At 49.9% G+C, this 13,653-nt stretch carries 14 protein-coding genes, 3 tRNA genes and 1 pseudogene; 15 read left to right on the forward strand and 3 right to left on the reverse strand.

Going from position 1 to position 13,653, the window contains the following annotated elements; genetic code table 11:
* The first annotated feature begins 208 nt into the window (after positions 1 to 208).
* The 9 genes from FDX22_RS13440 (at position 209) to sdiA (ending at position 8,643) form a co-directional block, all read left to right on the forward strand.
* Positions 209 to 1,447 (forward strand): FliC/FljB family flagellin, encoded by a 1,239-nt coding sequence (locus tag FDX22_RS13440; RefSeq protein WP_146717323.1) that lies wholly within the window; start codon positions 209 to 211, stop codon positions 1,445 to 1,447.
* A gap of 79 nt (positions 1,448 to 1,526) precedes the next feature.
* Entirely contained in the window at positions 1,527 to 2,729 is a 1,203-nt protein-coding gene (gene fliB, locus FDX22_RS13445) for a flagellin lysine-N-methylase (protein WP_146717324.1), read from the forward strand.
* A 196-nt stretch (positions 2,730 to 2,925) separates the two neighbouring features.
* Positions 2,926 to 3,645 (forward strand): RNA polymerase sigma factor FliA, encoded by a 720-nt coding sequence (locus tag FDX22_RS13450; RefSeq protein WP_096757498.1) that lies wholly within the window; start codon positions 2,926 to 2,928, stop codon positions 3,643 to 3,645.
* 57 nt (positions 3,646 to 3,702) lie between these two features.
* On the forward strand, positions 3,703 to 4,254 hold the full coding sequence (fliZ, locus tag FDX22_RS13455; RefSeq protein ID WP_096757497.1) for a flagella biosynthesis regulatory protein FliZ: 552 nt from the start codon (positions 3,703 to 3,705) through the stop codon (positions 4,252 to 4,254).
* A 100-nt stretch (positions 4,255 to 4,354) separates the two neighbouring features.
* Entirely contained in the window at positions 4,355 to 5,155 is an 801-nt protein-coding gene (gene tcyJ / locus FDX22_RS13460; protein WP_096757496.1) for a cystine ABC transporter substrate-binding protein, read from the forward strand.
* A 107-nt stretch (positions 5,156 to 5,262) separates the two neighbouring features.
* On the forward strand, positions 5,263 to 6,249 hold the full coding sequence (gene dcyD / locus FDX22_RS13465; protein ID WP_146717325.1) for a D-cysteine desulfhydrase: 987 nt from the start codon (positions 5,263 to 5,265) through the stop codon (positions 6,247 to 6,249).
* A 21-nt stretch (positions 6,250 to 6,270) separates the two neighbouring features.
* Positions 6,271 to 6,939 (forward strand): cystine ABC transporter permease, encoded by a 669-nt coding sequence (gene tcyL, locus FDX22_RS13470; protein WP_115258812.1) that lies wholly within the window; start codon positions 6,271 to 6,273, stop codon positions 6,937 to 6,939.
* Positions 6,936 to 7,688 (forward strand): L-cystine ABC transporter ATP-binding protein TcyN, encoded by a 753-nt coding sequence (gene tcyN / locus FDX22_RS13475; protein WP_096757493.1) that lies wholly within the window; start codon positions 6,936 to 6,938, stop codon positions 7,686 to 7,688. The genes tcyL and tcyN overlap by 4 nt, the downstream gene beginning before the upstream one ends.
* 232 nt (positions 7,689 to 7,920) lie before the next feature.
* Positions 7,921 to 8,643, forward strand: coding sequence for a transcriptional regulator SdiA (sdiA, locus tag FDX22_RS13480; RefSeq protein WP_146717326.1), 723 nt, complete (start codon positions 7,921 to 7,923; stop codon positions 8,641 to 8,643).
* Between the two features lie 66 nt (positions 8,644 to 8,709).
* Here sdiA and FDX22_RS13485 read toward each other — a convergent pair whose 3' ends face one another.
* Together FDX22_RS13485 and FDX22_RS32600 are read right to left on the reverse strand one after the other, a co-directional pair.
* Positions 8,710 to 8,934 carry a DUF2594 family protein gene (locus tag FDX22_RS13485; RefSeq protein ID WP_096757491.1) on the reverse strand — a complete coding sequence of 75 codons (225 nt, stop codon included), beginning with the start codon at positions 8,932 to 8,934 and terminating at the stop codon, positions 8,710 to 8,712.
* Positions 8,921 to 9,034: pseudogene (locus tag FDX22_RS32600) on the reverse strand (hypothetical protein); the annotation flags it as partial. The gene FDX22_RS13485 and the pseudogene FDX22_RS32600, both read right to left, overlap by 14 nt.
* Before the next feature lie 358 nt (positions 9,035 to 9,392).
* Here FDX22_RS32600 and uvrY point away from each other — a divergent pair.
* The 6 genes from uvrY (at position 9,393) to FDX22_RS13515 (ending at position 12,934) form a co-directional block, all read left to right on the forward strand.
* Entirely contained in the window at positions 9,393 to 10,049 is a 657-nt protein-coding gene (gene uvrY / locus FDX22_RS13490) for a UvrY/SirA/GacA family response regulator transcription factor (protein ID WP_096757490.1), read from the forward strand.
* On the forward strand, positions 10,046 to 11,878 hold the full coding sequence (uvrC, locus tag FDX22_RS13495) for an excinuclease ABC subunit UvrC (RefSeq protein ID WP_096757489.1): 1,833 nt from the start codon (positions 10,046 to 10,048) through the stop codon (positions 11,876 to 11,878). Before uvrY ends, uvrC begins: the two co-directional genes overlap by 4 nt.
* Before the next feature lie 55 nt (positions 11,879 to 11,933).
* Positions 11,934 to 12,482: a CDP-diacylglycerol--glycerol-3-phosphate 3-phosphatidyltransferase gene (gene pgsA, locus FDX22_RS13500; protein WP_096757488.1), complete on the forward strand. Its 549-nt coding sequence runs from the start codon at positions 11,934 to 11,936 to the stop codon at positions 12,480 to 12,482.
* A gap of 151 nt (positions 12,483 to 12,633) precedes the next feature.
* A tRNA-Gly gene (locus FDX22_RS13505) sits at positions 12,634 to 12,709 on the forward strand.
* 52 nt (positions 12,710 to 12,761) lie between these two features.
* Positions 12,762 to 12,835 (forward strand) — tRNA-Cys (locus tag FDX22_RS13510).
* Between the two features lie 12 nt (positions 12,836 to 12,847).
* Positions 12,848 to 12,934: transfer RNA gene (locus tag FDX22_RS13515), tRNA-Leu, on the forward strand.
* A 105-nt stretch (positions 12,935 to 13,039) separates the two neighbouring features.
* Here FDX22_RS13515 and FDX22_RS13520 read toward each other — a convergent pair.
* Positions 13,040 to 13,653, reverse strand: a 614-nt coding sequence (locus FDX22_RS13520) for a tyrosine-type recombinase/integrase (protein WP_146717327.1), incomplete at its 5' end; no start/stop codon positions are given.

Below are 13,653 nucleotides of genomic sequence, written 5' to 3' on the forward strand. Positions count from 1 at the left end.
ATTTGCGCGCAAAGTTTAATGATAGTTTTATGAAAATAATGCGCGGAATAGTGGGGCATATAGAGGGTATTTCAGGGGCTAAGAAAAAAAGCGGCAGAAAGTGAAAATTTTCTAAAGTTCGAAATTAACGTGCCGATACATGGGTTACGGTCAGAAACCGTGGGCAACAGCCCAATAACATCGAGTTGTAATTGATAAGGAAAAGATCATGGCACAAGTCATCAATACAAACAGCCTGTCGCTGTTGACCCAGAACAACCTGAACAAATCTCAGTCCGCACTGGGCTCCGCTATCGAGCGTCTGTCTTCTGGTCTGCGTATCAACAGCGCCAAAGATGATGCTGCTGGCCAGGCGATCGCTAACCGCTTCACCTCTAACATCAAAGGTCTGACTCAGGCTTCCCGTAACGCCAACGACGGTATCTCTGTTGCCCAGACCACGGAAGGCGCGCTGTCTGAAATCAACAACAACCTGCAGCGTGTGCGTGAACTGTCCGTCCAGGCCGCTAACGGTTCTAACTCTGAATCTGACCTGTCTTCTATCCAGGATGAAATTAACCAGCGTCTGGCTGAAATTAACCGCGTTTCCGAGCAGACCGACTTCAACGGTAAAAAAGTCCTGAACCAGGATGGTCAACTGACTATTCAGGTTGGTGCGAAAGATGGCGAAACCATCACTATTGATCTGAAAAAAATCAATAGCGAAACGTTGAAACTTAACGATCTGGATGTGACCAAAATTGCTACAACGGTTACAAATGGTACAAAAGTTAATGGCCAAGTTACACCACCAGAAGCTGATATCGTTGATCAGAAAGGTACTGGTGCGATTACGACAGGTCAAACTTTAGTAACTGATACCACAGGTAAATACTTTGTTAAAGTGGGTGCTGATGTTTACGATGCAACATTAGATAACGTTAATGGCAAAGTAACCTTTGACAGTACTACTAAAGGTACTGCAACGGGTGCTACAGCAGCTGCGACGGTCGGCAAAGACGTTAAAGTTGACACCCAAGCTCTGACAGCAGCCAATGAGACGTTGATCTCTTATAAAGAAGCTGGCGCGACGAAGTATGCAGTTAAAGATGCCGCAGGCGCGTTTAAGTCAGCAACCATTAATGGTACAACCGGTGCAGTGACTAAAGGTGGTGCAGTTACTCCTGATATCAGCCTTGACCCGCTGAAGAAAATTGACGATGCACTGTCTGATGTAGACAAATTCCGTAGCTCCCTGGGTGCTGTGCAGAACCGTTTTGAGTCTGCAGTCACCAACTTGGGTAACACCGTGAACAACCTGTCCTCTGCCCGTAGCCGTATCGAAGACTCCGACTACGCGACCGAAGTGTCTAACATGTCTCGTGCGCAGATCCTGCAGCAGGCGGGTACCTCTGTTCTGGCGCAGGCTAACCAGACCACGCAAAACGTACTCTCTTTACTGCGTTAATCCATCGATTGGGTTACTCAGTCATTAGAGACAATAAAGGCAGCGAAAGCTGCCTTTTTTCTATACTGGAGTCTGAAGAATGCAAGAAATTACCGTTACTGAACCCAATTTTGTGACTACGTTTCAGTGCTCAGGCACACAATGCCGAGATCATTGTTGTAAAAGCTGGAATATACATCTGGATAAGGCAACGGTGAATAAATATCTCTCCAGCAAAGATGATTATATAAAGAAGATCGCCAAAGAGAACATTATCCTGCTTAAAAAAGAGGTGACTACCTGGGGAATGGTCAAACTTGTTGAAGATACGGGAAACTGTCCTTATCTGACCGAGGACAGCCTCTGTCAGGTACAGAAAACTCTGGGGGCCAAGGCATTAAGTACCACATGTAAAACATTCCCCCGTATTGAACGTATTTATAAAAATGATGTGAGAAAATCGCTGAGTCTGTCGTGCCCGGAAGTGGCCGGTATGATACTTACCGATCCCAATTCAATGATTCTAAATGAAAAAAGACTTATTAAGTCTAAGGCTTATTCTATGCCTGCGCTTTCTCAACAACAGAAGCTGCTTAATCTTTATTGCTTAAGCCTTATCGAACAGGCCGGTCGTGATATCAACGTTGGTTTTTATGCATTGATTAAGTTTACGTTGTTTATTGAGAAGTTTCAGCTGGTTGATAATGTTGCGTTGTCAGAGATTGAACCCGTTTATCATGCACTTTTGACTCAGCTTCAGTCGGGCGAGTTAAGAGAAGAAATGTCTACATATGCTACAGACAGAAATATAAAAGTATCCCTGGTGCTTTTGCTGCAGGACTATTTTCGCAGTAATACAGGAAGCAGAGCGAGTGGCGTGTTGAATTATTATATTCAGTGCTTACTGAGAACGTTGACTCAAGATGGTACCCATTCTGTCTATGAGGGTGTTGCGGAACTTGAAGCTACATGGCAGCAGGTTTATGAAGAGCAGCATGCAACGGGTTTCGATCTTAAAAATTATATGTTGTACAAAGTATGGGAAAACAATTTCCCCAATCAAAAAAACGCTGATCCATTACGTACGCTCTACATGATCAGCGTTGAATACTACTTTATCAAAATTCTGATCGCGGCAAGCGCCTACGAAAGAACATACCTGGAGAAGGAAGATGCGATCAATATCGTCTACAGCTTCCATTCGCTAAGCCAGCATAATCCGACGATACATGAAAACTTCCACAAGCACATCGAGACCGTGCGTACAGGCGATGACCTGTCGATGATTCATCTCTTGACATAATTCTAACGGGGATGCGCCAAAACGCATCCCTCGCAAGCTAACTATTTGATTTATTTTTGATTATTAGTGATGAAAAATAACGTCATCAGCTACATAAGTGAAATAACCCTTCTTTTATAGCCTTATTCCTCCGATAGAACCCCCTGCAGAAACGGATAATCATGCCGATAACTCATTTAACGCAGGGCTGTTTATCGTGAATTCACTGTATACCGCTGAAGGTGTAATGGATAAACACTCGCTGTGGCAGCGTTATGTACCGTTGGTGCGTCACGAAGCATTGCGCCTTCAGGTGCGCTTGCCGGCGAGCGTAGAACTGGATGACCTGCTACAAGCGGGCGGCATCGGGTTATTGAATGCAGTTGACCGATATGACGCTTTGCAAGGAACGGCATTTACCACTTACGCAGTGCAGCGTATTCGTGGGGCTATGCTGGATGAACTACGCAGCCGGGATTGGGTGCCGCGTAGCGTTCGGCGCAATGCCCGCGAAGTGGCACAGGCGATGGGACAACTGGAGCAGGAACTCGGGCGCAACGCGACGGAAACCGAAGTGGCGGAGCGTCTGGCTATTCCTGTGCAAGAGTATCGTCAGATGTTGCTTGATACCAATAACAGCCAACTCTTCTCCTACGACGAGTGGCGGGAAGAGCATGGCGATAGTATTGAACTGGTGACGGAAGAAAACCAGCAAGAAAACCCGTTACAGCAGCTGCTTGATGGCAATTTACGCCAGCGCGTGATGGATGCGATTGACGCATTGCCGGAGCGTGAAAAGCTGGTGCTGACGCTGTATTACCAGGAAGAGCTGAATCTGAAAGAGATTGGTGCTGTTCTGGAAGTCGGTGAGTCACGGGTTAGCCAGTTGCACAGTCAGGCCATCAAACGTCTACGCACCAAGCTGGGTAAGCTATAGGGGGTAATCATTGCCCCTGAACAATGCCGCATAACGAATTGACTACCAGGAGTTCTCATGACGGTGCAGCAATCAAAAAGACGGCCTCTAAGCCGCTACCTCAAAGATTTCAAACACAGCCAGACGCATTGCGCCCATTGCTATAAGTTGCTCGACAGGATCACGCTGGTCCGCCGCGGCCAGATTGTGAATAAAATCGCTATTGCCCGGCTCGATATGTTGCTCGACGCCGCTGCCTGGGAGCAGGAGAAAAAAGAGTGGGTGGCGTTATGCCGTTTTTGCGGTGATTTACACTGCAAGGAACAGAGCGACTTTTTTGACATTATCGGGTTTAAACAGTTTTTGTTTGAACAAACCGAAATGAGCCACGGCACGGTGCGCGAATATGTGGTTCGCCTGCGCCGTCTCGGTAATCATCTGACCGAACAGAACATCTCTCATGACCTGCTGCAGGAAGGCTTCCTCGACGAAAACCTCGCCCCGTGGCTGCCGGAGACCAGCACCAACAACTACCGCATTGCGCTGCGTAAGTATGAGCAGTTCAAAGCGCATGCACCTGTGGGCCAGATGCAGAAATCCTCCTGGACAGCCAGTTCTGATATATATTAAAAACGAATAAGGTGTAACGGAGTCGTGTTTGTAAATAGCGGTAAACGCTCTACACTACGGTCATAAATGATAGTCACTAATGACAATATTCGGGGTAACTATGAAATTAGCACGTCTGGGACGTCAGGCTCTGATGGGTGTAATGGCTGTGGCACTTGTCGCCGGTATGAGCGCTAAAACCTTTGCGGACGAAGGTCTGTTAAATAAAGTGAAAGAGCGCGGTACGCTGTTGGTTGGTCTCGAAGGGACCTATCCCCCGTTTAGTTTTCAGGGTGATGATGGCAAGCTGACCGGTTTTGAAGTCGAATTTGCCGAAGAACTGGCCAAACATCTTGGGGTGAAAGCGACGCTGAAGCCGACCAAGTGGGATGGCATGCTGGCCTCTTTAGACTCCAAACGTATTGATGTGGTGATTAACCAGGTAACCATCTCTGACGAACGTCAGAAAAAATACGATTTCTCTACCCCGTATACGGTCTCTGGTATCCAGGCGCTGGTGAAAAAAGGCAACGAAGGCGTGATTAAAACCGCGGCTGACCTGAAAGGCAAAAAAGTCGGCGTCGGTCTGGGTACCAACTACGAAGAGTGGCTGCGCCAGAACGTGCAGGGCGTTGATATTCGTACCTATGATGATGACCCGACCAAATATCAGGATCTGCGTGTCGGTCGTATCGATGCGATTCTGGTTGATCGTCTGGCCGCGTTGGATCTGGTGAAGAAAACCAAAGATACGCTGGCCGTGACCGGTGAAGCCTTCTCCCGCCAGGCATCCGGCGTGGCGCTGCGTAAAGGTAATGACGATCTGCTGAAAGCGGTCGATGCCGCCATTGCAGAGATGCAGAAAGACGGTACCCTGAAAGCCCTGTCTGAAAAATGGTTTGGGGCGGATGTGACGAAATAATCGTCATCCGGATAAAAAAGGCGCCTTTAACAGCGCCTTTTTTTATTTCATTGCGCCTGAACGTGCATAATAAAAAGAACATCACAACAACGAATACCGGAGGCTGTATGCCGCTGCATAATTTAACGCGCTTTCCACGTCTGGAATTTATTGGCGCGCCAACGCCGCTCGAATATCTCCCGCGCTTCTCTGATTATCTCGGACGCGACATTTTTATTAAACGCGATGATGTCACGCCAATGGCGATGGGCGGCAATAAGCTGCGCAAGCTGGAGTTCCTGGCGGCAGATGCGCTGCGCGAAGGGGCCGACACGCTGATTACCGCCGGGGCCATTCAGTCGAACCACGTGCGCCAGACGGCGGCGGTGGCGGCAAAGCTCGGGCTGCACTGCGTGGCGCTGCTGGAAAACCCGATTGGCACCACGGCAGAAAACTATCTCAGCAACGGTAACCGTCTGTTGTTAGATCTGTTTAATACCCAGGTTGAAATGTGCGACGCGCTGACCGACCCGAATGCACAACTTCAGGCGCTGGCCACACGGATTGAAGCGCAAGGGTTCCGACCGTATGTGATCCCGGTCGGCGGGTCGAATGCGCTGGGTGCGTTGGGCTATGTTGAAAGTGCGCTGGAAATTGCCCAGCAGTGCGAGGGCGCGGTAGCGCTGTCCTCTGTGGTGGTTGCTTCAGGCAGCGCGGGCACCCATGCCGGTCTGGCGGTGGGGCTGGAACAGCTGATGCCCAACGTCGAGCTGATTGGGGTGACCGTTTCGCGCAGCGTCGCCGATCAAAAGCCAAAAGTGGTGACCCTGCAGCAGGACGTGGCTCGTGAACTGGAACTGACCGCGTCGGCGGATATTCTGTTATGGGATGACTATTATGCACCGGGTTACGGCACGCCAAACGAAGAGGGCATGGAAGCGGTGAAACTGCTGGCGCGTCTGGAAGGCATCTTGCTGGATCCGGTATATACCGGCAAAGCGATGGCGGGCCTGATTGACGGTATCAGCCAGAAGCGCTTTAAGGATGAAGGTCCGGTTCTGTTTATTCATACCGGTGGGGCGCCTGCGCTGTTTGCCTACCATCCTCACGTGTAATGGCAAGGTAGAAAAACGCTAATGCAAGAAAGTATCCAACTGGTGATTGATTCACTGCCCTTCCTGCTTAAAGGCGCGGTATTTACGCTGCAGCTGAGTATCGGTGGGATGTTCTTTGGTCTGGTGCTGGGGTTTATCCTCGCTCTGATGCGCCTGTCGCCGCTGCTGCCGGTGCGTTGGCTGGCGCGCGTCTATATTTCTATTTTTCGCGGCACGCCACTGATCGCCCAACTGTTTATGATCTACTACGGTCTGCCGCAGTTTGGCATTGAGCTGGACCCGATCCCGGCGGCGATGATTGGTTTGTCGCTGAACACCGCAGCGTATGCGGCGGAAACGCTGCGTGCGGCTATCTCCTCGATTGATAAAGGTCAGTGGGAGGCGGGCGCCAGTATTGGTATGACGCGCTGGCAGACCATGCGCCGGGCGATCCTACCGCAGGCGGCGCGCGTGGCTTTGCCGCCGTTGAGCAATAGCTTTATCAGCCTGGTAAAAGACACCTCGCTGGCGGCGACAATCCAGGTACCGGAACTGTTCCGTCAGGCGCAGCTGATCACCTCACGCACGCTGGAAGTGTTCACCATGTATCTGGCGGCCTCACTGATTTACTGGGTAATGGCGACAGTGCTGTCCGCACTGCAGAACTATTTTGAAGAACAGCTGAACCGCCAGGAGAGAGAGCCGAAATGAGTGCGATCGAAGTCAGAAACCTGGTGAAAAAATTTCACGGGCAAACGGTGCTGCACGGTATCGATCTTGAGGTAAAACCCGGTGAAGTTGTGGCGATTATCGGGCCTAGCGGCTCAGGGAAAACCACGTTGTTGCGCAGTATTAATCTGCTGGAACAGCCTGAGGCGGGCACGATTAAAGTCGGTGACATTACCATTGATACGGCGCGTTCACTCAATCAGCAGAAAGGGTTGATTCGTCAGCTGCGCCAGCATGTGGGGTTTGTGTTCCAGAACTTTAATTTGTTTCCTCACCGTACGGTGCTGGAAAACATTATTGAAGGTCCGGTGATTGTGAAGGGAGAGCCGAAAGCCGAAGCAACGGCGCGCGCACGTGAGTTGCTGGCAAAGGTGGGCCTGGCGGGCAAAGAGACCAGCTATCCGCGTCGGTTATCCGGTGGACAGCAGCAGCGCGTGGCAATTGCCCGGGCGTTGGCCATGCGCCCGGAGGTGATCCTGTTTGATGAACCAACGTCAGCACTCGATCCTGAACTGGTTGGCGAGGTGCTGAATACCATTCGTCAACTGGCGCAGGAAAAACGCACCATGGTGATTGTGACGCATGAAATGAGTTTTGCGCGCGACGTTGCTGACCGGGCGATATTTATGGATCAGGGGCGCATTGTCGAGCAGGGACCTGCAAAATCGCTGTTTACCGCGCCCCAACAACCGAGAACGCGTCAGTTTCTGGAAAAATTCTTAATGCAATAATAACCCTACGGTGCTCACCGAAATAGATTTTTGGTGAGCACAAGCCGCATAACTATTTATTATTACTGCTTTATTATTAACGCTGCGTCGCATCAACCTGCTCTGATTATGCGTAATACTCAAGTAAATCCATTCTTGTCCGATAATCTGCATATATAAAATACATTTATGTGTTAGTTTGTTTCATTCTCATTTGTGATGATTATCAATCTCAGGGACATGACCACTTAGTATGCAGGATCACGATTTCTTCACCTGGCGACGGAGCATGCTGTTACGCTTTCAGGAAATGGCGACGGCAGATGACGTCTATAACGAACTACAACATCAGACACAGCATCTGGAGTTCGATTTTTACGCTCTCTGTGTTCGTCACCCCGTGCCGTTTACCCGACCTAAGACGGCGCTTCATACAACCTACCCCAAAGCGTGGGTGGCACATTATCAGTCCGAAAATTATCTCGCGATTGACCCCGTGCTTAAACCAGAAAACTTCAGGCAGGGCCATCTTCCCTGGGACGATACCTTATTTCGTGATGCACAACCGCTTTGGGATGCGGCGCGTAATCACGGTTTACGCAAGGGGATGACGCAATGCTTAATGCTGCCGAACCGGGCGCAGGGCTTTCTTTCTGTCTCGTGTGCGAGCGTGCGTAATGGCCGCTTTGCGCAGGATGAAGTGGAACTCAGAATGCAATTGTTGGTGAGGGAGAGTTTGTCCGTTCTGACGCGTCTGGAAGATGATATGGTCATGGCGCCAGAGATGCGGTTTAGTAAGCGGGAGAAAGAAATACTGAAATGGACCGCAGAGGGAAAAACGTCGGCAGAAATAGCGATGATCCTGTCGATTTCTGAAAATACCGTGAACTTCCATCAGAAGAATATGCAGAAGAAGTTTAACGCACCAAACAAAACGCAGATTGCCTGCTATGCTGCAGCGACCGGGCTTATCTGAATAAGTTGTCGTTCTGAGTGTCAGACGCAAAACCGGCTGATTGCAATGCTATCAGCCGGTTTCTTATTACTGGCGGTAGGCCTGTTTAATTTGTTTAACAGTGTTGGAAAATACCGCAGCCTGGGATTGATCTTCAATCTGCGCGATCTGTTTTTCCATCTTAAGAATCACGCGGCCTGCATCGGCTTGTCCCATTGCCTGCAGCATCAGCGTTAACATGGCTTTCAGGCAGGTGACTTCGTTAGCCAGTTCTTGATTATTCTCAGCAGTGGAAAAATCAGGCGTACTCATTTATTTTCCTCGTTATGTCTCTATGAAAAAGTGCGATGGCAAATGTTAAGGCGGCGGAGTATACCATAAGCGCGGCTAAAAATATCAGTGGCTGTTTTTCGCACAAACATTAACCGCGACATTAAAATAAACAAGATGTTGCAGTGCATATATTTTCTCCATTCTTTGTATATTTCGAGTTTTTTACTCGTTAATTGTTGTTACAACTTTGCCCGCCTATTTAGCATTCAACTGAAGAATATGATTTTTTTGTCACCATTTTGAAACAGCGATTCGTATATAACCCCGGCAGAACGCCGTCAGCAGTGAATGTTTCCACGCGGCGTACAATCTAATTTCCAAAAACGAGAGCAAAATCGGAAGACGGATGTTTTTTACATTTCAAAGTTGAGATAAAACCCGTTAACATAGGACCGATTAACTATCGGTAGCGTTATCCCTATTCTGGAGATATTCCTTTGATCAACGTTTTTCTTGTTGATGACCATGAACTGGTGCGCGCAGGGATACGACGCATTCTTGAAGATATAAAAGGCATTAAAGTTGTCGGCGAAGCGTGCTGCGGCGAAGATGCTGTGAAATGGTGTCGCTCAAATTCCGCCGACGTCGTGCTGATGGACATGAATATGCCCGGTATTGGTGGGCTTGAAGCAACACGTAAAATTGCGCGTTCTACGGCTGACATAAAAGTGATCATGTTGACCGTTCATACTGAAAACCCATTGCCCGCAAAAGTCATGCAGGCCGGGGCCGCAGGTTATCTGAGCAAGGGCGCTGCACCTCAGGAAGTGGTTAGCGCCATTCGCTCCGTCTATTCCGGACAGCGCTATATTGCTTCTGATATCGCTCAACAGATGGCGCTCAGCCAAATTGAGCCGGAGAAAACGGAAACACCGTTTGCCAGTTTATCTGAACGCGAGTTGCAGATTATGCTGATGATCACCAAAGGCCAGAAGGTCAATGAGATCTCGGAGCAGCTGAATCTCAGTCCGAAAACGGTGAACAGCTATCGCTATCGAATGTTCAGTAAATTAAACATTCACGGCGACGTAGAGCTGACTCACCTGGCAATTCGCCATGGCCTGTGTAATGCGGAGACGTTAACAAGCCAGTGACCGAACAGTTTGATGCCAAAGCGTTCCTGAAAACCGTCACCAGCCAGCCCGGCGTTTATCGTATGTACGATGCCGCCGGGACGGTTATCTATGTCGGTAAAGCTAAGGATCTGAAAAAGCGGCTTTCCAGCTACTTCCGCAGCAACCTCGCGTCGCGTAAAACTGAAGCGCTGGTGGCGCTTATTCAGCAGATTGATGTGACGGTGACGCATACTGAAACCGAAGCGTTGTTGCTTGAGCATAACTACATCAAGCTGTACCAGCCGCGCTACAACGTGCTGTTACGCGATGATAAGTCTTACCCCTTTATCTTTCTTAGCGGTGATACCCACCCGCGCCTGGCGATGCATCGTGGGGCGAAGCATGCCAAAGGCGAATACTTCGGTCCATTCCCTAACGGCTATGCCGTGCGTGAAACGTTGGCACTGCTGCAGAAAATTTTCCCAATTCGTCAGTGCGAAAACAGTGTCTACCGCAACCGCTCGCGCCCTTGTCTGCAATATCAGATTGGCCGCTGTCTCGGTCCCTGCGTCGCCGGTCTGGTGAGCGAAGACGAGTACGCGCAGCAGGTTGACTACGTCCGCTTGTTCTTGTCCGGCAAAGATGATCAGGTGTTAACGCAATTGATCGCCCGGATGGAAAAGGCCAGTCAGAATCTGGAATTTGAAGAGGCCGCGCGTATTCGCGACCAAATTCAGGCCGTCCGTCGTGTCACCGAAAAACAGTTTGTTTCCAACACCGGGGATGACCTTGACGTTATCGGCGTGGCGTTTGATGCCGGGATGGCCTGCGTGCATGTTTTGTTTATCCGTCAGGGAAAAGTGCTGGGTAGCCGCAGCTATTTTCCTAAAGTACCGGGGGGAACGGAACTGGGCGAAGTGGTCGAGACCTTTGTCGGACAGTTTTATTTACAGGGCAGCCAGATGCGCACTTTGCCCGGTGAGATCCTGCTCGATTTTAATCTGAGCGATAAAACGCTGCTGGCCGATTCGTTGTCTGAGCTCGCCGGGCGGCGGATTAACGTCCAGACGAAGCCGCGTGGCGATCGTGCGCGCTACCTGAAGTTGGCGCGTACCAATGCTGCAACGGCGCTGACCACCAAACTGTCTCAGCAGTCCACCATTACACAACGTTTGACGGCGCTGGCATCGGTGCTGAAGCTACCGGCGGTTAAACGCATGGAGTGCTTCGACATCAGCCATACCATGGGCGAGCAGACGGTAGCCTCCTGCGTGGTTTTCGATGCTAATGGACCACTACGTGCTGAATACCGCCGCTATAATATTACCGGCATTACCCCCGGCGATGATTATGCAGCGATGAATCAGGTGCTGCGCCGCCGTTATGGCAAGGCGATTGAAGCAAGTAAGATCCCGGACGTTATTTTGATCGACGGTGGCAAAGGTCAACTGGGGCAGGCGAAAGCGGTATTTGCTGAATTGGATGTGCCCTGGGATAAAAGCCATCCGCTCCTGCTTGGCGTGGCAAAAGGGGCGGATCGTAAAGCTGGCCTGGAAACGTTGTTCTTTGAACCGGAAGGTGAGGGGTTCAGCTTGCCGCCAGATTCGCCTGCGCTGCACGTGATTCAACATATTCGCGATGAATCACACGATCACGCTATCAGCGGACACCGTAAAAAACGGGCGAAGGTGAAAAGCACCAGTACCCTGGAAACCATTGAGGGCGTTGGACCAAAACGTCGACAGATGCTGCTAAAATACATGGGCGGTTTGCAAGGGCTTCGTAACGCAAGTGTCGAAGAAATTGCAAAAGTGCCGGGTATTTCGCAAGGTCTGGCAGAAAAGATCTTCTACTCGTTGAAACATTAGGCCCTCTGTAGCAACATAGGGGTAATTTCACTGACAACAGATAGTTATCCGTCATATGCAATTTAATATCCCTACATTGCTCACGCTGTTTCGCGTCATTCTGATCCCATTCTTTGTATTGGCGTTTTATCTGCCATTTACCTGGGCTCCCTTTGTTAGTGCGCTGATCTTCTGTATCGCGGCGGTTACCGACTGGTTTGACGGATTTCTGGCACGCCGCTGGAACCAAAGTACGCGTTTTGGTGCCTTCCTCGATCCGGTCGCCGATAAAGTGCTGGTGGCTATCGCCATGGTGCTGGTGGCGGAGCACTACCACAGCTGGTGGGTAACATTACCTGCTGCGACGATGATCGCCCGTGAAATTATCATTTCAGCACTGCGCGAATGGATGGCCGAGCTGGGGAAACGCAACAGCGTAGCCGTGTCATGGATCGGTAAAGTCAAAACCGCCTCACAAATGGCGGCTCTGGCGTGGTTACTGTGGCGGCCAAATATCTGGGTTGAATACGCCGGGATCGCGCTTTTCTTCGTTGCTGCGATACTGACATTGTGGTCAATGTTCCAGTATTTGAGAGCTGCACGTGGAGATTTGCTTGATCAGTGATCGTTTCGACGCAAATTTCAGCAAACGATCGAAAGTGGTGAAAAATATCGTTGACTCAGTGCGTCAGGTAAGTAGAATGCAACGCATCGAACGGCAGCACAGATTGCCAGACGATAGTAAAATCAAGTGATTAACAAAGTTACTTGGTGATGCGGGAATAGCTCAGTTGGTAGAGCACGACCTTGCCAAGGTCGGGGTCGCGAGTTCGAGTCTCGTTTCCCGCTCCAAATTTAAAACATCGGCAATATGCGGGTGTTGGCTGAAAAGCCTGAAGATTTCGGCGCGTTAGCAAAGCGGTTATGTAGCGGATTGCAAATCCGTCTAGTCCGGTTCGACTCCGGAACGCGCCTCCAATTTCTTCCCGAGCCCGGATGGTGAAATCGGTAGACACAAGGGATTTAAAATCCCTCGGCTGTAAGGCTGTGTGGGTTCAAGTCCCACTCCGGGCACCATGGGAAAGAAAAGAATAATCAAAGCAATAAGCAGTGTCGTGAAACCACCTACGGGTGGTTTTTTTGTGCCTGAAATCCAATTTCATAATATCCCTTCATAATATTTTACTGTCCGCCGACTACCGGCACGACCTCAATTCTCCGGTTGTATCGTGCTGTCTGCTCCACGTTTTTGTGCCCGGATATGGCCTGTTTCTCGTAAATGTTACCCTGCAGGTCCGAGATACCTTTCGCTTTCAAATCATGAAAAGTGAAATCAAAACTCAGGTGTGGGTACTGATCTTTTGCCTCTTCCTTCGCTTTTCTCCAGCGGCTATTAAAACCGTCACGGGTATATTTATGTCCGGATGCCTGGTGAATCACATAAAGACTGCTCATCCCGTCATTCAGGGGGAGGGTTTTCGCCATTGTGATGGCGGCGTTGAGCCTTTCAGACCATGCTTTTATCTGCGCAACGGCCGTTTTGCTTTGCTTAATCAGTATCCCTTCCGCAATAAGCTGGCTTTTTTTCATTTCCAGCACGTCGTTCTGGCGTGCACAGCAGAGATAAGCCAGCTCCATCGCAACACGCACAACACCCGGAGCGACGCTGTAAAGTGCGTTGTACTCTTCGTGGGTGATGTAGCGATCTCTTCCGGTTTCCTTAAACTGCTTGACGCCCTTGGTGGGGTTGCCCTTCGCATAACCGCGTTCGTATGCCCAGCGATACACTCGTGACA

It is taken from the genome of Citrobacter sp. TBCS-14, assembly GCF_005280805.1.
Classification (GTDB): Bacteria; Pseudomonadota; Gammaproteobacteria; order Enterobacterales; family Enterobacteriaceae; genus Citrobacter; species Citrobacter gillenii.